Source organism: Macrococcoides bohemicum (assembly GCF_016865215.1).
Classification (GTDB): Bacteria; Bacillota; Bacilli; order Staphylococcales; family Staphylococcaceae; genus Macrococcoides; species Macrococcoides bohemicum.
This window is the reverse complement of sequence record NZ_CP054482.1, coordinates 1,865,912-1,886,102: the sequence shown is the minus strand read 5'-3', so window position 1 is coordinate 1,886,102 and position 20,191 is coordinate 1,865,912. Positions and strand designations below refer to the sequence as shown.

Here is a 20,191-nt window from a genome sequence, read left to right as displayed (position 1 = left end):
GTGATGTTTGGTACATCATATTTCTTCTTAAGTTTATCTAGTTTTGAAGGTACAATACCTTTAATATACTTTGTCTGGTGACGATGGCAGAGAGGTCACACCTGTTCCCATACCGAACACAGAAGTTAAGCTCTCTAGCGCCGATGGTAGTTGGTCTTACGATCCGCGAGAGTAGGACGTTGCCGGGCAATATATACCCAGGAGGATTAGCTCAGCTGGGAGAGCATCTGCCTTACAAGCAGAGGGTCGGCGGTTCGAGCCCGTCATCCTCCACCATTTATTTATTATGCCGGAATAGCTCAACTGGTAGAGCAACTGACTTGTAATCAGTAGGTTGAGGGTTCAAGTCCTTTTTCCGGCACCATTTCTTTGAGCCATTAGCTCAGTTGGTAGAGCATTTGACTTTTAATCAAAGGGTCAGAGGTTCGAATCCTCTATGGCTCATCTTTTTTAATAAATATTATTTTGCGCGGGTGTGGCGGAACTGGCAGACGCACTAGACTTAGGATCTAGCGCCTTTGGCGTGGGGGTTCGACTCCCTTCACCCGCACCATATTGCGAAAGTAGTTCAGTGGTAGAATACAACCTTGCCAAGGTTGGGGTCGCGGGTTCGAATCCCGTCTTTCGCTCCATTAATTCTATCGTAATAATTATGGCTTTTATTATTTAAAAAGCCGGGGTGGCGGAACTGGCAGACGCACAGGACTTAAAATCCTGCGGTAAGTGATTACCGTACCGGTTCGATTCCGGTCCTCGGCACCATTAGCGCCCGTAGCTCAATTGGATAGAGCGTTTGACTACGGATCAAAAGGTTAGGGGTTCGACTCCTCTCGGGCGCGCCATTATTTTAATTACTAGCTACGGGAAGTAGCTCAGCTTGGTAGAGCACTTGGTTTGGGACCAAGGGGTCGCAGGTTCGAATCCTGTCTTCCCGATTTGCTTTAAAAGCTTTAATATGGGGGCTTAGCTCAGCTGGGAGAGCGCCTGCTTTGCACGCAGGAGGTCAGCGGTTCGATCCCGCTAGTCTCCACCATATTAACTAAATATTATTTCGGCGGCGTAGCTCAGCTGGCTAGAGCGTACGGTTCATACCCGTGAGGTCGGGGGTTCGATCCCCTCTGCCGCCACTATCTTTTTTAAAACTTAATGTGTACTTTTAGGATTTAGGACCTTTAGCTCAGTTGGTTAGAGCAAACGGCTCATAACCGTTGGGTCGCAGGTTCGAGTCCTGCAAGGTCCATTTAATTATTTTTATATAATGGAGGAATACCCAAGTCCGGCTGAAGGGATCGGTCTTGAAAACCGACAGGGGCTTAACGGCTCGCGGGGGTTCGAATCCCTCTTCCTCCGCCATTATTTTTTACTTCAGCAAAATAAAATAAAAAAGATTTTCAATTATTTATTATTATCGCGGGATGGAGCAGTCTGGTAGCTCGTCGGGCTCATAACCCGAAGGTCGGTGGTTCAAATCCGCCTCCCGCAATTATTAGTGGTCCCGTGGTGTAGCGGTTAACATGCCTGCCTGTCACGCAGGAGATCGCGGGTTCGATTCCCGTCGGGACCGCCATTTGTATGGCTCAGTAGCTCAGTCGGTAGAGCAATGGATTGAAAATCCATGTGTCGGCGGTTCGATTCCGTCCTGAGCCATCTTTTTTATTATTCTGCCGGAATAGCTCAACTGGTAGAGCAACTGACTTGTAATCAGTAGGTTGAGGGTTCAAGTCCTTTTTCCGGCACCATCTTGGAGGGGTAGCGAAGTGGCTAAACGCGGCGGACTGTAAATCCGCTCCTTCGGGTTCGGCAGTTCGAATCTGCCCCCCTCCACCATTTTTTATTTGTTTATTTTTAGGGGCATAGTTCAACGGTAGAATAGAGGTCTCCAAAACCTTTGATGTGGGTTCGATTCCTACTGCCCCTGCCATGGCGATTGTGGCGAAGTGGTTAACGCATCGGATTGTGGTTCCGACACTCGTGGGTTCGATTCCCATCAGTCGCCCTTAATTTTTTTAATAATGGGCTATAGCCAAGCGGTAAGGCAACGGACTTTGACTCCGTCACTCGTTGGTTCGAATCCAGCTAGCCCAGCTTTAGGCGCCATAGCCAAGTGGTAAGGCAGAGGTCTGCAAAACCTTTATCACCGGTTCAAATCCGGTTGGCGCCTCCATTATTTTTATATATGCGGGAGTATTTCAACTCTTAGAATACGGACCTTCCTGGTTCGAGATGTAGGTGTAAGTCCTACCTTCCGCTCCATTTTTTATTAAGCTGCATGATGCATGCTTATTTTTTTCGTAGAATTTATGTGATAAATAGAGACAAAAAAAGAACTACAGAAAGGATTCTGTAGTTAAAAGTAATTAAACGAAAATGAAATTTGGTGATAATAAAGTTGACGAGACTTTATTACACGTTCATTATAACAGTTCATTTGCTATTTGTGAACAGAGATTGAAAATAGGATGAAATTCTTGACCATAATTTTTTTAAGTATTATACTTATTAAATAATAAATTTTACTAAGCCACCGTGGCGGAATTGGCAGACGCGCCGGACTCAAAATCCGGTTCCTCACGGAGTGTCGGTTCGACCCCGACCGGTGGTACTAATGTCCCTTTAACTTTTAGTTAGAGGGACTTTTTTTATTTTAGATACCTGAACAATTCCGGATACTTGGAGTATCCGGAATTGTTTAATATAATAGCAACAGACACACATATGAAAGTAGGATAAATATGAGATACAACGAATACAATCAACCAGTAGGAGATTTGATTGAAGATTACTCCCCTGGAATACTTCCTAACATACAATCAATCATAGGAAAGACTGTCACTATAGAAAAAATTAATATTAAGCACTGTGATGATCTATATGAAACATACGGTGCATCATCAGAACCAGAAAATCTTACATATATGCCGATTCAAAGATTTGAGAGTAAATTAGAATTTAAAGATTATTTAATACAGTTAATAGCTTCTGTTGATCCTTACTATTTAACGATTATTGATAATCAAACACAAAAAGCAGTAGGGATATTCTCTCTAATGCGTATAGACAATCTAAATAGAGTCATTGAAATGGGATGGATTGTGTATTCTCCATTATTAAAACGCAGCAGAGAGGCTACAGAAGCGCAATATTTAGTGATGAAGTACGTATTTGAAAACATGCAGTACCGACGCTATGAATGGAAATGTGATAGCTTAAATGAGGCATCGAATAGATCAGCAAAACGATTAGGCTTTACATATGAAGGTACGTTCCGACAATCTAACGTATATAAAGGACGTAACCGTGATACCAATTGGTTTTCAATTATCGATAAAGAATGGCCAGCCAATAAATTGAAATTAGAGTCGTGGTTAGATGATAGTAACTTTGATAACAATGAAAATCAATTAAATTCATTAAGCGAAATGTAACCGGCACATACTCATTCATATTAATACCAATTCTATTTTGTTATATTGGAACTATAAACAATAAGGAGGAATTATTATGGGATTATTTGATGAATTGATGGGTAACTCTAGTGAAAAAAATACAGAGGAAGTTCAAAATGAATTTCAGGATTATTTGCTTGAAGATGAAGTAGTTGAGGCGAGTTTTATTCTTATTCGGGATTTGTTTGTGTTTACTAATAAACGTATCTTAATCGTTGATAAACAAGGGTTCTCAGGTAAGAAGATTGAGTTTATTACAATTCCTTATAAAAATATTCGAGCATTCAGTGTTGAAAATGCAGGTCGATTTGATATCGATGCAGAATTAAAATTATTTGTGGCAGGAATTCAAATGCCTATCGTTAAATTATTTAATAAAGACACTGATATTGTGAAATTACAAAAATTAATAGCGCAAAGACTATTAAATTAAAAACAAGCCCGCAGATTATAATTATTAATCTGTGGGCTTGTTTTTTGTATCAACTTTTATTAGAGTTATTAAGCATTGTTATTAAATTTAATGATAAAAATATAATTATTATTATCTAATAATAAAGTGTAAAATTACTTGTGAATATTTTAAGAAAGTAATACATTGTATTTACATTGGAGGTGCATATATGGTTAAATCTAGCACGATTACTTTGAGATTGATAAAGAATTAAAAGAAAATACGACAATGGAACAAATGACGTATGATTATTAGAAAAACCAAACATCTCATTAATGAGATGCTTGGTTTTTTTCTTTTGTATTTAATATAGATATGAATAGCACGACACCGAGTATAATAATCATTCCAGCACATTGGATGATATCAAATGGTTGTTTCAGCCAGACAATACTGAGGATAACTGCTGTTAATGGTTCAATACATCCGAGTAGTGCAGTAAGTTGTGGATCGATATATTTTACGCTGAGTAGATATAGGAAGAAGGCTAGTGCGGTTCCAACGATGATAACGAATATGAGATAGACGTTAAACATTACACCATATGACAATGGATTTATCTGCCAATGTCTATTGAATAGACTGATAAACAAACCAGCTATAAGCATCGCCCATCCGATAATGACAAGAGGGGTATTACGGACAAAGAGTCTTCCGGCATACATTGTATAGAACGCTGCTGCGATTGCTGATAATAATCCCCAGATAATTGCTGCTGGAGGTACGACAACATTGTTAATATTACCACTCGTGAGCAATAGGAATGTTCCGAATGTGGATACGAGTATAATAATCAGATCTATTGCTCTAAACTCTGTCTTACGTGTAATAAGCAGGAAAGTCAGGATGACAATCGGCGCTAAGTATTGTAAGAGTGTAGCTACTGCTGCATTACCCGCTTCTATTGATGCTAGAAATGTATACTGAACCGCGAGCATTCCAAATAATGAGTAAATCACAAGTTGGAAAAAAGTATGTTTATCACGAAATACATTCAGGATATTTTGCTTCCGTATCATAGCCAGGCAAAGTAAAAATATGCCGCTTAAGATTAATCTAATAGTAATAAACCAGTCAAGTGGTACGCTATAGCCTTGAAAGATTTGCTGGGATACTGTTCCGCCAACACCCCAGAATATTGAGCCTAAGGTGACAAACATAATCCCTTTTAATTTATTATTCATCACTTCACTCCTTTCAAGCATTATATTGATTATAAATTTCCATATATAAGAATGTCAATATGACGTGAACGTTGTTTCTTTTATGTGGACAATTTTTGATTTACAGTATTAACTTTGTTATGCATAATAATTAATAAATATATTTGAAATGTATCGTGTATTGAAAGGAGTGATTAAATATGACTGATGAACTTAATGCGGAGAATAATATAATAATATTTCCAGATATTGATGGCATAACACAGGAAGTTAAAAAGCTTAAAATAGAGATATCGATGTTAATACTCGAGCGCGATGAACTTTTATTTGTGGAGTGTAAAAATATCGAAACAGCGTATATGATACATCTCGGATTTTTGGAATATAAAATATTTGAAAAAGAGTGTTTATATTTACGCTTAAAACGGAGGATGGAACTGATTCAGGCGAAGTTAAATCGTCAGGAGAAAGTAGATTTACCTTTAATTGATGAGCAACTGGATCAGGAGTTTATCATATACAAACATCAACTGGATGAACAGCTGAACAAATTGAATAATGCTATTGACTATCAAAAAGGTGAAGCACTGTTAGAAGAAGATTATAAAGCATTAAAAAAGATGTATCGAACAATCGTTAAGTCATTACATCCTGATTTAAATAGCGATTTAACCGAGGAGCAGTTAAAGTTATTTCAAAATGCAGTCAGTGCATATGAAAAATGTGACCTACTCACAATTGAAATGATATATTTCATTATCAATGGCACTTCAAATGATAAAAAATTGGAGAATAAGTCTGTTATTGATGAACGGGATAAATTGCGTCAAAAGTTAGAACTGATTAAGCCTGAGATTGAACAGATAAAAGCGTCATACCCATATACGATGAAGTCAATAATAACTGATCAGGATGCAATAGAGAAGAAAAAGACTGAGCTCGAACAAGTATTAATTCAGCTGGATGAAGTAATTAAAATATTTGAGCAAAAGATTGATGCATTGCGAGGTGTATAAAATGCACGAAATAGATAAACCGAATGACCATGGATTGATGCATTTAATCCATAATAAAAATTTAACGGTACCGTTGCCTTTTGCGCGCGAAATCTTTTTATTTGATACTTATATCGCCGGAACATCGCATATTGAGGGTTTAGAAGAGTTATATGCGTACCTAATGGTTGGTAGTCTATTAAATTTTTATAGAGAACCAGATAATCCTTATGATGCACAGGCTATAATGATAAAAAATGCTGATGGTGTTAAGCTAGGGTATATTCCTAAAGCAGATAATATAATATTTTCAAGGCTGATGGATGCCGGGAAGCTACTTTTTGGTAAAATTTCATCGAAAAGTATGAACGGAAATTGGGTAAAGATAAAGATAGATATATTTTTAAAAGACTAATGTATTAGAAGATAAAGATTATTTAAGTATGACTGTGCGTATTAACCATGAGACATGGGAATTATTTAGACGTTTAATGGTTAAACTAATGAATAATGGTAACAAGATAATGTCATCTAAAAATCCTAGAACTGGAATAAAATCAGGTATAAGGTCTATAGGTGACAATGCATAGATGATAGTGATAAGTGCCAATACTTTAGCGAGTATTGGTGTTTCTTTTTTATGTAATGCGATAAATATTGCTGGTACATCTATTTTTAATTGTTTTGCGCGTTGTTTTATATTCATCTTTTAACCTCGATAGTTTTTAGTCATAATATCTAATATAATAAAAAGATGCAAATTATAGATAGGACGTGATAATTTGGCTTCAGTAAGAGGGGTGTTATTTGCATTACAGGACATGCATTATGTTAGCGGTCGATGTGTATTACGACAGATGAAACAACATATATATTAATGGAACATATGAAAGGTTCGATGCTGTATGAGCAATACAGTAAATTAAAGATACTGGATAAGATAGATTTTATTAATCAATATGAATATAGTGATAACAGAGTCGGTTACATCAATGATTTAAAACCTGATTTTAAAATATTTTTAAAAGATGAGCTGGAATTAGAACGACTGGTCATCGATGATTATTTTGATTGTGAAGAATTGTTTGATGCCTTGGATACTGTAGCATTGCCAGAAGAAGCACCGAAATATGTTCATGGCGATTTCGGTTATCATAATTTTGTTATTCAAAAAGAAGTGCTATCTGTAATCGATCCAACTCCGATGCAGAATTTGATATTATATGAACTATTGTTTTTATATTGTTCAAGTCCTTATGACATCAATGAAGAAACGATGCGTGCATATTATCATTATTATTTAAAGTATAGCTGGATAGATTATAAAGATTTTTTAATATATGCAAGCATTATTATGGCTTTACGACTTTCAACGAGTACTAGACATCATCCGGAAGATACAGCACAGTATGTGACGTTGCTAAATGAATTATTTAAGACAGTTTAAGATTTTTGGGGGTTACATATGAAAAAGATAATAGTAATCGGATGTCCTGGAAGCGGAAAAAGTACGTTTTCTCGTAATCTCAGTAAATGTTTAGATATACCAGTTATTCATCTCGATCTTCTGAACTGGAATTCAGATCGAACTGTCGTAGAAAGAGAAGTATTTTTGAATCGACAAAGGGAAGCGTTAAAAGGTGAAATGTGGATTATTGACGGGAATTATGGATCAACAATTGAGATGCGCATCGCTGCATGTGACATGATTTTTTTCTTAGACTTACCGTTTGAAGTTTGTCTGGAGAGTATCGAGCAAAGAAAAGGAAAAGAAAGACCAGATATGCCTTGGATAGAGACTGGTGAAACGGATCCAGAATTTATTGCTTTCATTAAACAATATAATATTGTGTGCAGACCAAAAGTAATTGAGCTATTAGAGAAATATCCCGATAAAAAGCAGATAATTTTCCAGTCACGTGAAGCAGTGAATGGTTATATTAATGATTATTTGAAGCTTTAGCGGAATCGATTGATGGAGATAGAAGATACCGCTAAAATTGGAGTACAAAAAAATCCCAATGCATCAAAATGCGCATTGGGATTAATGATTTAGATTTCTTTTTGGTTTTCAATAATTTTATTAACGATACCGTATTCTAAAGCTTCTTGTGTGCTTAACCAGTAATCACGACCTGTATGTTGTTCAACTTCTTCTACAGATTTACCAGTTTCACGTGCGATTAATTCGTTTAATTTTTGACGTGTACGGATAATTTCTTTTGCTGTGATTTCCATGTTAGACGCTTGTCCTTGTGTACCACCACTTGGTTGGTGAATCATGAAGCGTGTATTTGGTAGTGCGTAGCGATTTTCTTTCTTACCTGATAAGTAAATTAATACGCCGGCACTAACTACCCATCCTGCACCGATAATCTTAACTTCTGATTCGATGAAATTGATCATATCGTGAATTAAATAACCTGAATCGACATGTCCACCTGGAGATGAGATGATTAATTTAATCGGCTCATGATTGATTGAATCTAATAATAATAATTGATTAACAACTTCTTTCGCTGATTTATCATCAATACCACCTGAGATTAAGATTGTACGTGATTCTATCATTTTTTCTAACATAAGATCTTTGTTTTCGTTTGTCATAATGTGCCTCCTATAAGCTTGTTATAATTATTTTATTGTTTTGGTCAATTTAAGTCAAAAAATATGGATTAATAAGATAAAATATCTTTATTTTTGTATAGCAGTCTTGCTTTATTTTTGGAGTATGTTATGAAAGAATTAATTAAAAGAAATAGCATTGAATTTTTAAAAATTCATTGCTTTTAAGCGCTAAAGTATGTTAGAAATAATACTATACATTTTTTTAACAGATATTTAAATTTACAATTATAGGGAAGGTGTACAGATGAATATTAGCGCTAAACAATTCTTCACTAATATTTTAAATGGAATGGCAGCCGGTATTGTCGTTGCTTTAGTGCCAAACGCAATGCTTGGGGAGCTTTTTAAATATTTAGCAGGTTATCATCCTGTGTTTACCAGTCTTGGACAATTATTGGTTATCTTTCAGTTCTGTTTAAGTGCGTTAGCTGGTATTACGATCAGCCAGCAATTTAAATTTAACGGTTTACAGACAGCAATACTTTCTGGAGCTTCTGTACTTGGTTCTGGTGCCGTTCAGTTTAATGGTAAAGGCTTTATGTTTGCAGGTATCGGTGACATTATAAACATGATGTTAACCGTCGCGCTTAGTGCTTTTGTTTTAATTTTACTAGGAAATAAGATGGGAAGTTTGAATATCGTCTTTTTACCTTTGTTTGCAGGAATTTTACCTGGATTTATCGGTTCTCTTACATTGCCTTTCGTAAAACAATTTACAGGTGCGATTGGGCAGGTCATTCAGCATTTTACGACTTTAAATCCACTCTTAATGTGTATTTTGATTGCGATTAGTTATAGTCTTTTGATGGCAACACCAATTTCTCTTGTTGCAATTGCAACCGTTATTAGTTTATCGGGATTAGGAAGTGGTGCAGCAAACTTAGGTATTGTTGCATGTTGTTACACATTCTTATTCGGTGCACTGCGTGTAAATGATAAAGGTACGATTATCACATTAATTATTGGCGCAGCGAAAATGATGATGCCGGTGTATTTCAAACATCCGATTATTATGGTACCGCTACTTATCAATGGTATCATAGGAGGATTATGTGCATACTTCTTTAACGTTCAAGGTACACCGATGTCTGCTGGATTTGGATATACTGGACTAGTCGGTCCTATCAACGCTTTAAAGTTTATGGAAGGCACTATAATGCAGAATGTTATCAGTTTACTGTTAGCATATGTCATCATTCCGTTACCAATAGCATTTTTGTCTCATCAATTACTAAAAAAAGTATTACCGCGATATAATGATGAAATATATCTTTATAAAGCAGAACATTAATATAAAGGAAAGTGGCCCGGTTCATTAAGAGAACCGGGCCACTTTTTAACGCTATTTATTATAATTTTTTAAAAATCGTTCTAATCTTACCATTGCCTCTTTAATTTCTTCCATACTTGATGCAAATGATAATCTAATATGTCCTTCACCGTATTTTGAGAATGCACTTCCTGGTACAACTGCCAATCTTTCTTGATCCAGTAGGTCTAAGGCAAACTGATACGAATCGCTATTGTAAGCTGATATATCCGGGAAGATATAAAACGCACCTTGTGGTTTTTCAACCGGTAATCCTAATCCGGTTAATTTTTCATATAAGAAATCTCTGCGTTCGATGTATGCTTTATTCATAATTTTTACTGTCTCTGTATCTTTGAATGCTTCTATCGCACCATATTGACTCGGTGTTGCTACACAGATTGAATTATATAGATGTACTGATGTGACGTGAGTAATGAGTTCTGCATTAGACACAACGTAACCGATACGGGCACCTGTCACTGCATGGGATTTTGATAGACCATTGATAACAAATAATTTATCTCTCAGTTCAGGAAACTCTAAGAATGAATGATGTGGTGTGTCATATACATTCTCACTGTATATTTCATCTGTCACGATAAAGATATCTTCGTCTTTTAACATATTTGCTAATCCTTGAATTTGTTCATACGATAATGTCATACCGGTAGGATTCGTCGGATAGTTGAATAGTACTGCTTTTGTTTTAGGTGTTATTGCTGCTTTAATTGCTTCTGGTGTAGGTACAAGGTGGGTCTTTGAAGTATCAACGAGCACTACTTTAGCACCGAGCAACTTGATGATAGGTTCATATCCTAAATAACATGGTGAAGGTAAGATAACTTCATCTCCAGGGTTAATGATTGTTCTAAATACATCATCGATCGCTTCTGAACCTCCGTTTGTAACTACAATCTCTGTTTCAGGATCATAACTGACATTAAATTTTTTCTGAATCGACTTTGCAATCTCATTTCTCAGCTCTATTAAACCTCTATTATGTGTATATCGTAGTTTATCATTTTCAATCGCCTCAATCATCGCAATTTTGACTGATGCAGGAGGAGCGAAATCTGACTGTCCTAACGTTAAATCGATACAATCTTCTAGTCCTGCTGCTTTATTTGCAAACTCTCGCGTTCCGGGTATTGTTACTTCATTGATGAATTCATTTAATTGCGGCATTTTATACACTTCTCTTTCAACTATTTTTGTTAATGATTATACGCTATCTCCCTTTAACAAGCAAAAGGATAAGTACAATAAACAGAAAAAAATAAAAATTCCGACTTGTATACTTATACATATAAGTGTATAATAAATTTTATTCAAAGGAGGGGAAGTCATTGTCTTTTAAAAAGTTATTAAGTTATCTAATATTGATTGTTATGATAGCTACGATTACACCATTTACGGCTCATGCAAAAACCGATCAGTTCGATACGATTAAGAAAAACGGTGTGCTGCGCGTCGGATTATCTGCCGATTATGCACCATATGAATTTGAGAAAACAGTTAACGGAAAGCGAGAATATGCAGGTATTGATATTGAACTTTCAAAAAAATTAGCGAAAGATCTGGGTGTTGAATTAAAGATAGTAAATATGCAGTTTGATAGTTTACTCGGTGCTTTAAAGACTGGGAAGATTGACGTAATTATTTCCGGTATGTCACCAACACCTGAACGTAAAAAAGAAGTGGACTTCTCTGACTATTATATGCATGTTCAGCAGCGTATGATTATACAGAAGAAAGATGCAAAAAAGTTAAAATCAATTGAAGATTTCAAAGGTAAAAACATTGGCGTTCAAAAACAAACAACACAAGAAGAGCTTGCAAAGACTGAAATTCCTGATGCGAATGTAACGTCACTGACACGTGTGCCTGAAATTATTATGTCTTTAAATACAGGTAAGATTGATGGCGTCGTATTAGAAGGTCCTGTTGGTGAAGCATATTTATCACAAAATACAAACTTAGCTTTCTCTGATATGCAGTTTGCTGATGAGAATAAAGGAACGGCAATTGCTTTGCCAAAAGATTCTCCGAAGTTACTTGATGCGCTTAATAAAACGATTAAAGAAGTCGAAGATAAAGGATTAATGAAAGGTTATAAAGATAAAGCGAATGAAGCGATGTTTGATGAAGGATCATTTTTCAGTAAATATAGTTCATTCTTTATTCAGGGTATCGGGGCTACAATCTTAATTTCATTAATCGGTGTAGTTTTAGGCTCAATCTTTGGTGGTGTTCTAGCCTTTATGAAATTGAGTAAGCATATTATCTTGAAAACATTATCATGGATCTACATTGAGTTTATTCGTGGAACACCATTACTTGTGCAAGTATTTTTGGTTTATTTTGGAACTACAGCAGTACTAGGTATCGACTTATCCGCATTTATTTGTGGTGCAATTGCATTAGTTATTAACTGTGCAGCATATATTGCCGAAATTATTCGTGCCGGTATCAATGCAGTAGATAAAGGTCAAACAGAAGCAGCGCGTTCTTTAGGTTTAAGCCATGCACAGACAATGAATAAAGTCGTCATGCCTCAAGCAATTAAGAATATCTTACCGGCTTTAGGTAATGAATTCGTAACTGTAATTAAAGAATCATCAATCGTTTCGGTTATCGGTGTTTCTGAATTAATGTTTAATGCACAAGTTGTTCAAGGTGCATCATTTGATCCGTTCACACCATTATTGATTGCTGCAGTTGTATACTTCATCCTTACATTTGCACTGAGTCGAGTGATGAATGTATTTGAAAGGAGAATGAGAGTTAGTGATTAAAGTAAATAATTTGCATAAATATTTTGGTAAAGTTGAAGTGTTAAAAGGCATTGATCTTGAAATTTCAGAAGGAGAGGTTGTTGCGATTATCGGTCCTTCCGGAAGTGGTAAATCTACGCTGTTACGTTGTTTAAATCTACTGGAAACACCGACGAGCGGTGAAATTATATTTGAAGGTAATGCACTCACTGCTAAAGGGACAGATATTAATAAACTCCGTCAGAAGATGGGCATGGTATTCCAAAGCTTTAATCTGTTTCCCCATAAGACAGCAAAAGAGAACTTAATGCTTGCCCCATCATTACTAGGTAAGGGTAAGAAAACTGAATTAGAAGCAAAAGCATTAGATTTACTAAAGAAAGTTGGATTATCTGATAGAGCAGACAATTATCCTTCACAATTATCTGGTGGTCAAAAGCAGCGTGTAGCGATTGCCAGAGCGCTCGCAATGGATCCGGATGTTATCTTATTCGACGAGCCAACGTCAGCGCTTGATCCTGAAGTAGTAGGAGATGTATTAGCTGTTATGAAGAAGCTGGCTGAAGAAGGGATGACGATGGTCGTCGTAACCCATGAGATGGGCTTTGCCAGAGAAGTTGCTGACAGAGTTGTATTTATGGATGATGGCGTCGTTCAAGAAGATGCACCACCAGAACAATTATTTAATAACCCTCAAAATGAACGTGCGAAAGCATTTTTATCGAAAGTTTTATAATGCTTCGTAAATATTAATAAGTAAAGTAAGAAAACTGCTACTATCAAATTTGATTGTAGCAGTTTTTGTTTTATTGATTTAATTATTATCTCATAAAACAGCGTATTTTATGGTAAAATAATAGTCTTATAAAGTGAGGAGGGAAGAGAAGTGTATCAGCAGTTAAAGCAGGAAATTATAGAATATAGTAAGACGATCGGCATAGATGCTATCGGTTTCACTACAGCAGATCCTTTTGAGTCACTGCGTCCAAAACTTGAAGCATATTATGCAAATAACTATGATTCCGGATTTGAAAAGGGCACGATTGAAGAACGTATCAACCCTAGGCTTTCTCTCCCTGAAGCACAGTCTATTATTGCGATTGCAGTCGGTTATCCGAATAAGCTACCTAATGCACCGAAGAGTATTCGTGGAGCAAGACGAGGTATTTTTGCGCGTGCATCATGGGGAATTGATTATCACACTTTATTAAATAAACGACTCGAACTGCTTGTCGCATTTATTAAAGAGAGAGTCCCTGAAGCAAAAATGATGAATATGGTAGATACGGGTGTGCTCAGTGATAGGGCAGTAGCTGAACGTGCTGGTCTCGGCTATGCAGCTAAAAATGGATTTATATTAAATAAAGATTTAGGCACATGGACTTATCTTGGCGAAATACTTGTATCGATTCCATTTGAGCCCGATCATCCTGTAATAGATTCATGTTTAGATTGTACAATATGTATAGATCGTTGTCCGACAGGTGCTCTACTAGGTAATGGGCAGCTTGATTCGAATAAATGCATCAGTTTCCTTACCCAGACGAAAGGATTTATGCCGGATGAATATCGGGGGAAGATTGGTAATCGTCTATATGGGTGCGACACATGTCAGCAAGTTTGTCCAAAGAATCGTGGTATCAATACAACGCATGAGGATATTGAACTGGAACCTGAGAATTTAAAGCCGTTACTCGTACCATTATTAAAGATGACGAATAAAACTTTCAAAGCAGAATTTGGTCATTTAGCTGGTGCATGGCGAGGCAAGAAACCGATTCAACGCAATGCTATATTAGCGCTTGCTCATTTCAAGGAAATCGATGCGATACCGGATCTAAAGGAAGTCGCAGAAAGTGATCCTCGACCAGAAATTAAGGGCACTGCTTATTGGGCGATTGGTCAAATTAGTCGTGATGAAATTGATTATTTAAAGGCAAGATATGAAAAAGAAATAGATAATGATGTTAAACTAGAAATATTAAAAAGTATAGAAAGTGTGGAAAAATAAATGTCATCAATTAACGTAGTATTATATCAACCTGAAATACCTGCTAACACAGGAAATATCGCTAGAAGTTGTGCAGCAACAGATACGCATCTTCATTTAATTCGTCCGCTAGGATTCTCTACTGACGATAAAATGTTACGTCGTGCCGGCTTGGATTACTGGAAATTTGTAAATATCACCTATTACGATAGTATCGAAGAATTCTTTGAAAAGAATGAAGGTCACTATTATTTACTGACGAAGTTTGGTACGAAACCTCATACGACATTCGATTATAGTAACCCTGACGAGAAACATTTCTTTATCTTTGGTCGTGAAACAACGGGCTTACCGGACTGGGTTAAAGAAAAATATATGGACACAGCACTGCGCATTCCAATGAACGACAATGTTCGTTCGCTTAATTTATCAAATACTGCAGCAATATTAATCTATGAAGCTTTACGTCAACAAAACTATCCAGGCTTAAACTAAGGAGGTCAAGTGATGAACGATATGATTCAGTTATTACAGAACCATCGATCAATTCGTAAATTTAAAGATAAAGCGCTCGATCAGGAGACGATTAAGACTTTAGTGCATTCAGCACAAAGTGCATCGACATCAAGTTATGTACAAGCATATTCAATTATCGGTATCACTGACCAGCATATTAAGCAGCAACTTAGAGAAATCAGTGGTCAATCTTACGTTGAATATAATGGTCATCTATTTGTCTTTGTGGTTGATTATCATCGTCATCATGGATTAGGTAACCACTTAAACTCAAATGTAGATGATTATTTTGGGACGACAGAATCGCTATTAGTCGGTACGGTAGATGCAGCTTTAGCTAGTCAGAATATGGCGGTCGCAGCTGAAAGTATGGGACTTGGTATTTGTTATATCGGTTCATTACGCAATAATATGCAACGTGTGATAGATTTGCTTAACTTACCGGATTACACGTATCCATTGTTTGGCATGGTCGTCGGTGTGCCGGATGATGAAGGTAGTCAGAAAGAGAGATTACCATTGAACGTCGTTTATCACGAGAATACATATCAGCCTTTTAACTATGATGATTACAAAGCTTATGATGCGCGCACGAGTGCTTACTATAAGGCACGAACTGAAGGTAAACGTAATGATAAATGGAGTGAACAGGTGATACAAATGCTTGGTGGTAAAGCGCGTCTTGATGTGGATGGTGTCGTAAAGCAACAAGGTTTTCTAAAACAATAAAAATAAGCCGAAGACAAATTTGTCTTCGGCTTATTTTGTGATTATTTGTTTAAATCTTCTTCCTTAACACCGTAGCTAGATTCTTTGCCAGCAGTTAAGATAGCTGTTAGGAAAGCGATACATACCATACCGATTAATAATGTATTCATTGGTAATCCCCCTAGATTTCATTAATAAAACTATTATAACCTATTCAAATCACTTTTAAAACCACAAATAAATGTTTGTTTTAATAATTCATTATATTCATATTTATAGTGTTATGGGCTGTCAAAATAGGGTATAGCATATATAATAAAGTATGAGTAAAGATTCTTAGGAGGAATGAACATGGCAATGAATTTTAAAATTTTTGAAGATAAATTAACCGTATCGAACTACGTTGCTGATTTATTTAGAAAGCAGATGAGTAACAATCCGACATCAATTATCGCGACTGCTTTAGGTGATGAAGCAGGTCACGTCATTGCAGAATTAAAGGCTGATATCGCTCGTAATCCAGTTGAGACGAGTCAAATTCATATCTTTGACTATGATAAATTACGTGGTGATTATGGCACTGTTGGTATCGTTGATAAACAATACCATGAAGCAACAGGTAAAGATATTATGGAATTGATTAAAGACGAAGCGAAGACTAAAGAGAACAAAGGGAAGTTGACAACGTTATTTGCTACGATTACACAAGATGGCTCTGTCGGTTATAAAGAGATTAATCAGGATAACGATAAAGGTTTACGTTCAGCACGTGAAATTATTATCGTATTAACAGGTGCAGACAAAGCTTCAATCGTTGAAAAACTATACAATACTGAAGCGGGTGGCAACTTTGAAGCAGCGAATTTAAAAACACATCGCATGGTCAATGTTATCTTAGATGATGCAGCAGCAGCTGGATTACCTCAAGATATACGTGAATACTACTTCCAAAAATTTGCGTAAAGGAATGATTATATGTCAACATCACATGATAATAAAAATGAAATGGTAACTGATTTCGACGACGTTGTAGAATTAGGTAAAGAGATGGAGCAAATCTCTGAACAAAATGCTGAAGCGCGAGAAGAAGGCCAGGAACAAGAGGATGATCCTCAATAAGTATTGAACAGTACATAATGATTTATGTACTGTATTTTTATGATTAATTAATGAATGTAAGCGTTATTTAATGTAAAATATAAGTATCAATAGATAAGGGGAGATAGTTAATGTCATTTAGAATTGAACATGATACATTTGGAGAAATCGAAGTACCATCAGATAAATATTGGGGTGCACAAACTGAACGAAGTAAACAAAACTTTCCAGTAGGTAAAGAAAAGATGCCAATCGAAGTCGTTTACGGATTTGCTCATCTTAAGAAGGCTGCAGCAATTGTCAACAAAGATTTAGGTAAATTATCAGATGAGAAGTCAGATGCTATCGTAAAAGCATGTGATGATGTGTTATCTGGCCAATTAGATGAACACTTTCCATTAGTTGTATGGCAAACTGGTTCAGGTACCCAAAGTAACATGAACGTTAATGAAGTGGTAGCATATGTTGCAAATATGTACTTGAAAGAATCAGGAAGCACAGAATCGGTTCATCCAAATGATGATGTGAATAAATCTCAATCATCGAACGATACTTACCCAACAGCAATGCACGTGGCACTTTTCCATGAAATCGAAGCGAAATTAATGCCGGCATTAAATACACTTCGCAATACTTTAAAAGAAAAAGAAGATAAGTTTGCTGATATCATTAAGATTGGTCGTACGCATTTACAGGATGCAACGCCATTAACTTTAGGACAAGAGATTTCTGGCTGGCGTTATATGCTTGATAAATGTGAAGCATTATTAAACGTATCTAAAAAAGAATTATTGAATTTAGCAATCGGAGGTACTGCGGTTGGTACTGGAATTAATGCACATCCTGAGTTTGGTGATCGCGTTGCTAAACAGATCGGTGTACAAACGGGTTATGATTTCGTATCATCACCAAATAAATTCCATGCATTAACTGCTCATGATGAAGTGACATTTGTTCATGGTGCATTAAAAGCACTTGCTGCAGATTTAATGAAGATTGCTAACGATGTACGCTGGTTATCATCTGGGCCGCGTGCAGGTCTTGGTGAATTATCAATTCCTGAAAATGAACCAGGTTCATCAATCATGCCAGGTAAAGTAAACCCTACGCAATCTGAAATGTTGACGATGGTCGCTGTTCAGGTAATGGGTAATGACGCTGCAGTTGGTATTGCAGCAAGTCAAGGTAACTTTGAACTGAATGTATTTAAACCGGTTATTATGTACAACACATTACAATCAATTTATCTTTTAGCAGATGGTATGAATTCATTTAATGATAACTGTGCGGTTGGTATCGAGCCGATTGAAGAAAATATTCACAATTATTTAAATCAATCATTAATGTTAGTAACGGCATTAAACCCTCACATCGGTTATGAAAAAGCAGCACATATCGCAAAAACTGCACATAAAGAAGGTTTAACTTTAAAAGAATCAGCAATAAACTCAGGATTCTTAACAGAAGAGCAATTTGATGAGTGGATTAAACCTGAGGAAATGATTCATCCAAAATAAAATGTTTTAATCTGAAAGGGCAGGTCAGTTATGAAAAGACTAGGTTTAGTAGATATTGGATCAAATACAATCCGTTTAGTTATTTTTGAATACTCAAAAGAAACAGGATTACAGGAATTACAGAACATTAAAACACCTGCACGATTATATCAGTTTTTAAACAATGAAAAAGTAATGTCAGAACGTGGTATTGAAGTATTATGTGACACGTTAAATAGTTTTCAGAAAGTTGCACAAAAGTTTGATGTCCATGCACTTTATCCAGTTGCAACTGCAGCTGTACGACAAGCAACAAATATCGAAGAAGTAATCGATAAAGTGAAGGAAAATACAGGCATAGAGATGCGTATTATTTCAGAAAAAGAAGAAGCATTCTTTGGGTTCTATGCGGTCATCAATACATTAGAATACTCAGATGGTGTAACAGTGGATATCGGTGGAGGTAGTACAGAAGTTACATTTTTTGAGGACAAAGAATTAAAATTTTCACATAGCTTTCCTTTCGGTGTCGTAACGCTTCAAAATATGTTTTTTGAAGGTAAGGCACATAACGATAAAGATGCGATTGAAGCGGCGGCAAAGTTTATTCAGGAACAGCTGAGAAGTCTTCGCTGGCTTGAGAAACGTCGCGTTCCAATTATAGCAATTGGTGGATCAGCCCGTAATATTGCGAGAATCCATCAGTCATTAACAGAATATCCTATTGCAGGTGTCCATGGCTATGCGATGAAAGAATCGGATCTTGATTTGGTATTTGATAACCTTACTGCAGCATCTGAAGATGATTTAGAAGATCTGGATGGATTAAGCAGAGACCGTCAGGATATTATCATCCCTTCATGTGTATTATTTAATACATTATTTGATGAAGTTGAGGCAACTGAATTTATCTTCTCACGTAAAGGGTTACGTGAAGGTGTTATCATGAGCATTCTTGAAGAGGAGTATATATTACCGTTCGATAAAGACAATGTCTTTAAAGACTCGTTAAAGAACTTAGCAACGGACTATAACATTAACCAGGAAGAAGCAAACCAACGTGTTATGATTGCTGAGACGCTTTATTATGAATTAGATAAGTTTGAACTGATTAAAGGTAACAAGCGTGACAAAGCATTTTTAAGAAATGCAGCTTATCTGTATTATTTAGGAAGTTACATCGATTCAGATGCCTCAAGTCAACATACGTATTACATTCTTTCAAACTCTAGCTTAAATGGTATTAGTCATAAAAATAGAGTGAAACTTGCATTACTTGCCAGCTTTAAAAATAAATCGTTACTAAAGTTTTATGAAGAAGAAACGAAATGGTTTAATAGCGAAGAGCGCGAAACAATTCAAATGCTTGGCAGTATACTGAAATTCGCTTATGCCTTAAATATAAGTAACACGAACATCGTTCAAGCTTTGTATTTTGAGAAAAAAGAAGAACATTTTGATTTAATGATTGAGTACTCAGGAGATGCTATCGCTGAAGAATATCAAGCAGAAAGACAGAAGAAACATATCGAAAAAATAATAAAGTCAAAACTTAATCTCATTTTTACAGAATCTTTACAATAGTTAGGTATAACTAATTTAGACTGTAAA

20 protein-coding genes, 22 tRNA genes and 1 rRNA gene are annotated in these 20,191 nt (G+C 36.1%); 39 read left to right on the top strand and 4 right to left on the bottom strand.

The genetic code is table 11. The features are described 5' to 3' along the window. The first annotated feature begins 73 nt into the window (after positions 1 to 73). From rrf to HT586_RS09785, 25 genes are all read left to right on the top strand, one after another. Positions 74 to 188, top strand: a 5S ribosomal RNA gene (gene rrf, locus HT586_RS09905). Positions 189 to 200: 12 nt separating this feature from the next. After that, positions 201 to 276 (top strand) — tRNA-Val (locus HT586_RS09900). 12 nt (positions 277 to 288) lie between these two features. Next, positions 289 to 364, top strand: a tRNA-Thr gene (locus tag HT586_RS09895). Positions 365 to 371: 7 nt separating this feature from the next. Then, positions 372 to 444: transfer RNA gene (locus HT586_RS09890), tRNA-Lys, on the top strand. A 25-nt stretch (positions 445 to 469) separates the two neighbouring features. Further along, positions 470 to 553: transfer RNA gene (locus tag HT586_RS09885), tRNA-Leu, on the top strand. 4 nt (positions 554 to 557) lie between these two features. After that, positions 558 to 632 (top strand) — tRNA-Gly (locus HT586_RS09880). 41 nt (positions 633 to 673) lie between these two features. Continuing rightward, a tRNA-Leu gene (locus HT586_RS09875) sits at positions 674 to 762 on the top strand. A gap of 3 nt (positions 763 to 765) precedes the next feature. Further along, positions 766 to 842: transfer RNA gene (locus tag HT586_RS09870), tRNA-Arg, on the top strand. A gap of 19 nt (positions 843 to 861) precedes the next feature. Next, positions 862 to 935 (top strand) — tRNA-Pro (locus HT586_RS09865). 22 nt (positions 936 to 957) lie between these two features. Continuing rightward, positions 958 to 1,033 (top strand) — tRNA-Ala (locus HT586_RS09860). Between the two features lie 20 nt (positions 1,034 to 1,053). Continuing rightward, positions 1,054 to 1,127: transfer RNA gene (locus HT586_RS09855), tRNA-Met, on the top strand. Positions 1,128 to 1,166: 39 nt separating this feature from the next. Beyond that, positions 1,167 to 1,240: transfer RNA gene (locus HT586_RS09850), tRNA-Ile, on the top strand. A gap of 20 nt (positions 1,241 to 1,260) precedes the next feature. Beyond that, positions 1,261 to 1,353: transfer RNA gene (locus tag HT586_RS09845), tRNA-Ser, on the top strand. A gap of 56 nt (positions 1,354 to 1,409) precedes the next feature. Continuing rightward, positions 1,410 to 1,483: transfer RNA gene (locus HT586_RS09840), tRNA-Met, on the top strand. Positions 1,484 to 1,491: 8 nt separating this feature from the next. Continuing rightward, positions 1,492 to 1,567, top strand: a tRNA-Asp gene (locus tag HT586_RS09835). A gap of 7 nt (positions 1,568 to 1,574) precedes the next feature. After that, positions 1,575 to 1,647 (top strand) — tRNA-Phe (locus HT586_RS09830). A 16-nt stretch (positions 1,648 to 1,663) separates the two neighbouring features. Then, a tRNA-Thr gene (locus HT586_RS09825) sits at positions 1,664 to 1,739 on the top strand. A gap of 4 nt (positions 1,740 to 1,743) precedes the next feature. Further along, positions 1,744 to 1,827, top strand: a tRNA-Tyr gene (locus tag HT586_RS09820). A 20-nt stretch (positions 1,828 to 1,847) separates the two neighbouring features. Continuing rightward, a tRNA-Trp gene (locus HT586_RS09815) sits at positions 1,848 to 1,921 on the top strand. A 2-nt stretch (positions 1,922 to 1,923) separates the two neighbouring features. Then, positions 1,924 to 1,996 (top strand) — tRNA-His (locus HT586_RS09810). 17 nt (positions 1,997 to 2,013) lie between these two features. Next, positions 2,014 to 2,085: transfer RNA gene (locus HT586_RS09805), tRNA-Gln, on the top strand. Positions 2,086 to 2,090: 5 nt separating this feature from the next. Further along, positions 2,091 to 2,164: transfer RNA gene (locus HT586_RS09800), tRNA-Cys, on the top strand. A 356-nt stretch (positions 2,165 to 2,520) separates the two neighbouring features. After that, a tRNA-Leu gene (locus HT586_RS09795) sits at positions 2,521 to 2,602 on the top strand. A gap of 130 nt (positions 2,603 to 2,732) precedes the next feature. Beyond that, a complete protein-coding gene (locus HT586_RS09790) occupies positions 2,733 to 3,425 on the top strand; it encodes a GNAT family N-acetyltransferase (RefSeq protein ID WP_203545705.1) in 693 nt (230 codons plus the stop codon). 76 nt (positions 3,426 to 3,501) lie between these two features. Next, on the top strand, positions 3,502 to 3,879 hold the full coding sequence (locus HT586_RS09785) for a PH domain-containing protein (RefSeq protein ID WP_111716250.1): 378 nt from the start codon (positions 3,502 to 3,504) through the stop codon (positions 3,877 to 3,879). 293 nt (positions 3,880 to 4,172) lie between these two features. Here the strand turns inward: HT586_RS09785 and HT586_RS09780 are convergent, their stop codons facing one another. After that, positions 4,173 to 5,084, bottom strand: coding sequence for a DMT family transporter (locus HT586_RS09780; RefSeq protein WP_203545704.1), 912 nt, complete (start codon positions 5,082 to 5,084; stop codon positions 4,173 to 4,175). A 179-nt stretch (positions 5,085 to 5,263) separates the two neighbouring features. Here HT586_RS09780 and HT586_RS09775 point away from each other — a divergent pair, with 179 nt between their 5' ends. Both HT586_RS09775 and HT586_RS09770 read left to right on the top strand, forming a co-directional pair. Next, positions 5,264 to 6,079 carry a coiled-coil domain-containing protein gene (locus tag HT586_RS09775; RefSeq protein ID WP_203545703.1) on the top strand — a complete coding sequence of 272 codons (816 nt, stop codon included), beginning with the start codon at positions 5,264 to 5,266 and terminating at the stop codon, positions 6,077 to 6,079. 1 nt (position 6,080) lies between these two features. Beyond that, positions 6,081 to 6,473 carry an HIRAN domain-containing protein gene (locus HT586_RS09770; RefSeq protein WP_133354641.1) on the top strand — a complete coding sequence of 131 codons (393 nt, stop codon included), beginning with the start codon at positions 6,081 to 6,083 and terminating at the stop codon, positions 6,471 to 6,473. Positions 6,474 to 6,491: 18 nt separating this feature from the next. Here HT586_RS09770 and HT586_RS09765 read toward each other — a convergent pair whose 3' ends face one another. Next, the gene (locus HT586_RS09765; protein WP_203545702.1) at positions 6,492 to 6,764 is read right to left on the bottom strand and encodes a YkvA family protein; all 273 of its coding nucleotides are present in this window, start codon (positions 6,762 to 6,764) and stop codon (positions 6,492 to 6,494) included. 135 nt (positions 6,765 to 6,899) lie between these two features. Between HT586_RS09765 and HT586_RS09760 the strand changes: the two genes are divergently transcribed. Beyond that, complete coding sequence (locus HT586_RS09760; protein WP_203545701.1) at positions 6,900 to 7,505, top strand: hypothetical protein; 606 nt, start codon at positions 6,900 to 6,902, stop codon at positions 7,503 to 7,505. 18 nt (positions 7,506 to 7,523) lie between these two features. Next, positions 7,524 to 8,021 carry a P-loop NTPase family protein gene (locus HT586_RS09755; RefSeq protein WP_203545700.1) on the top strand — a complete coding sequence of 166 codons (498 nt, stop codon included), beginning with the start codon at positions 7,524 to 7,526 and terminating at the stop codon, positions 8,019 to 8,021. An 89-nt stretch (positions 8,022 to 8,110) separates the two neighbouring features. On the opposite strand, the gene HT586_RS09750 is transcribed toward HT586_RS09755, so the two are convergent. Further along, positions 8,111 to 8,665: an ATP-dependent Clp protease proteolytic subunit gene (locus HT586_RS09750; protein ID WP_096075971.1), complete on the bottom strand. Its 555-nt coding sequence runs from the start codon at positions 8,663 to 8,665 to the stop codon at positions 8,111 to 8,113. Between the two features lie 265 nt (positions 8,666 to 8,930). Here HT586_RS09750 and HT586_RS09745 point away from each other — a divergent pair, with 265 nt between their 5' ends. Beyond that, positions 8,931 to 9,977 carry a PTS sugar transporter subunit IIC gene (locus HT586_RS09745; RefSeq protein WP_188018710.1) on the top strand — a complete coding sequence of 349 codons (1,047 nt, stop codon included), beginning with the start codon at positions 8,931 to 8,933 and terminating at the stop codon, positions 9,975 to 9,977. Between the two features lie 51 nt (positions 9,978 to 10,028). On the opposite strand, the gene HT586_RS09740 is transcribed toward HT586_RS09745, so the two are convergent. After that, positions 10,029 to 11,183 carry an aminotransferase class I/II-fold pyridoxal phosphate-dependent enzyme gene (locus tag HT586_RS09740; RefSeq protein ID WP_203545699.1) on the bottom strand — a complete coding sequence of 385 codons (1,155 nt, stop codon included), beginning with the start codon at positions 11,181 to 11,183 and terminating at the stop codon, positions 10,029 to 10,031. A 203-nt stretch (positions 11,184 to 11,386) separates the two neighbouring features. Here HT586_RS09740 and HT586_RS09735 point away from each other — a divergent pair, with 203 nt between their 5' ends. The 9 genes from HT586_RS09735 to ppx all read left to right on the top strand — a co-directional run bounded on the left by HT586_RS09735 (position 11,387) and on the right by ppx (position 20,164). Continuing rightward, positions 11,387 to 12,793 carry an ABC transporter substrate-binding protein/permease gene (locus HT586_RS09735; RefSeq protein WP_096078059.1) on the top strand — a complete coding sequence of 469 codons (1,407 nt, stop codon included), beginning with the start codon at positions 11,387 to 11,389 and terminating at the stop codon, positions 12,791 to 12,793. Next, positions 12,786 to 13,508, top strand: a complete 723-nt coding sequence (locus HT586_RS09730) for an amino acid ABC transporter ATP-binding protein (RefSeq protein WP_203545698.1) — start codon at positions 12,786 to 12,788, stop codon at positions 13,506 to 13,508. The genes HT586_RS09735 and HT586_RS09730 overlap by 8 nt, the downstream gene beginning before the upstream one ends. Before the next feature lie 150 nt (positions 13,509 to 13,658). Then, entirely contained in the window at positions 13,659 to 14,783 is a 1,125-nt protein-coding gene (gene queG, locus HT586_RS09725; protein WP_203545697.1) for a tRNA epoxyqueuosine(34) reductase QueG, read from the top strand. Next, positions 14,784 to 15,257 (top strand): tRNA (uridine(34)/cytosine(34)/5-carboxymethylaminomethyluridine(34)-2'-O)-methyltransferase TrmL, encoded by a 474-nt coding sequence (gene trmL, locus HT586_RS09720; RefSeq protein ID WP_096075976.1) that lies wholly within the window; start codon positions 14,784 to 14,786, stop codon positions 15,255 to 15,257. Positions 15,258 to 15,269: 12 nt separating this feature from the next. Next, positions 15,270 to 16,007, top strand: a complete 738-nt coding sequence (gene nfsA, locus HT586_RS09715) for an oxygen-insensitive NADPH nitroreductase (protein WP_188018706.1) — start codon at positions 15,270 to 15,272, stop codon at positions 16,005 to 16,007. 330 nt (positions 16,008 to 16,337) lie between these two features. Further along, positions 16,338 to 16,949: a sugar phosphate isomerase family gene (locus tag HT586_RS09710; RefSeq protein WP_111744515.1), complete on the top strand. Its 612-nt coding sequence runs from the start codon at positions 16,338 to 16,340 to the stop codon at positions 16,947 to 16,949. 12 nt (positions 16,950 to 16,961) lie between these two features. Beyond that, positions 16,962 to 17,105, top strand: coding sequence for an SAS053 family DNA gyrase inhibitor (locus HT586_RS09705; RefSeq protein ID WP_165958672.1), 144 nt, complete (start codon positions 16,962 to 16,964; stop codon positions 17,103 to 17,105). 110 nt (positions 17,106 to 17,215) lie between these two features. Next, positions 17,216 to 18,601, top strand: a complete 1,386-nt coding sequence (fumC, locus tag HT586_RS09700) for a class II fumarate hydratase (RefSeq protein WP_096075979.1) — start codon at positions 17,216 to 17,218, stop codon at positions 18,599 to 18,601. 30 nt (positions 18,602 to 18,631) lie between these two features. Next, positions 18,632 to 20,164 (top strand): exopolyphosphatase, encoded by a 1,533-nt coding sequence (ppx, locus tag HT586_RS09695; protein WP_096075980.1) that lies wholly within the window; start codon positions 18,632 to 18,634, stop codon positions 20,162 to 20,164. Positions 20,165 to 20,191: the final 27 nt, after the last annotated feature.

Bases quoted from the DNA above. Each gene is read 5' to 3' on its own strand.
- HT586_RS09735 (WP_096078059.1), top strand. From the start codon at position 11,387: ATGATAGCTACGATTACACCATTTACGGCTCATGCAAAAACCGATCAG.
- HT586_RS09780 (WP_203545704.1), bottom strand. From the start codon at position 5,084: ATGAATAATAAATTAAAAGGGATTATGTTTGTCACCTTAGGCTCAATA.
- HT586_RS09770 (WP_133354641.1), top strand. From the start codon at position 6,081: ATGCACGAAATAGATAAACCGAATGACCATGGATTGATGCATTTAATC.
- HT586_RS09765 (WP_203545702.1), bottom strand. From the start codon at position 6,764: ATGAATATAAAACAACGCGCAAAACAATTAAAAATAGATGTACCAGCA.
- HT586_RS09750 (WP_096075971.1), bottom strand. From the start codon at position 8,665: ATGACAAACGAAAACAAAGATCTTATGTTAGAAAAAATGATAGAATCA.
- HT586_RS09775 (WP_203545703.1), top strand. From the start codon at position 5,264: ATGACTGATGAACTTAATGCGGAGAATAATATAATAATATTTCCAGAT.
- HT586_RS09705 (WP_165958672.1), top strand. From the start codon at position 16,962: ATGTCAACATCACATGATAATAAAAATGAAATGGTAACTGATTTCGAC.
- ppx (WP_096075980.1), top strand. From the start codon at position 18,632: ATGAAAAGACTAGGTTTAGTAGATATTGGATCAAATACAATCCGTTTA.
- HT586_RS09755 (WP_203545700.1), top strand. From the start codon at position 7,524: ATGAAAAAGATAATAGTAATCGGATGTCCTGGAAGCGGAAAAAGTACG.
- fumC (WP_096075979.1), top strand. From the start codon at position 17,216: ATGTCATTTAGAATTGAACATGATACATTTGGAGAAATCGAAGTACCA.
- HT586_RS09785 (WP_111716250.1), top strand. From the start codon at position 3,502: ATGGGATTATTTGATGAATTGATGGGTAACTCTAGTGAAAAAAATACA.
- HT586_RS09790 (WP_203545705.1), top strand. From the start codon at position 2,733: ATGAGATACAACGAATACAATCAACCAGTAGGAGATTTGATTGAAGAT.
- HT586_RS09760 (WP_203545701.1), top strand. From the start codon at position 6,900: ATGTGTATTACGACAGATGAAACAACATATATATTAATGGAACATATG.
- HT586_RS09710 (WP_111744515.1), top strand. From the start codon at position 16,338: ATGGCAATGAATTTTAAAATTTTTGAAGATAAATTAACCGTATCGAAC.
- nfsA (WP_188018706.1), top strand. From the start codon at position 15,270: ATGAACGATATGATTCAGTTATTACAGAACCATCGATCAATTCGTAAA.
- HT586_RS09740 (WP_203545699.1), bottom strand. From the start codon at position 11,183: ATGCCGCAATTAAATGAATTCATCAATGAAGTAACAATACCCGGAACG.
- HT586_RS09745 (WP_188018710.1), top strand. From the start codon at position 8,931: ATGAATATTAGCGCTAAACAATTCTTCACTAATATTTTAAATGGAATG.
- trmL (WP_096075976.1), top strand. From the start codon at position 14,784: ATGTCATCAATTAACGTAGTATTATATCAACCTGAAATACCTGCTAAC.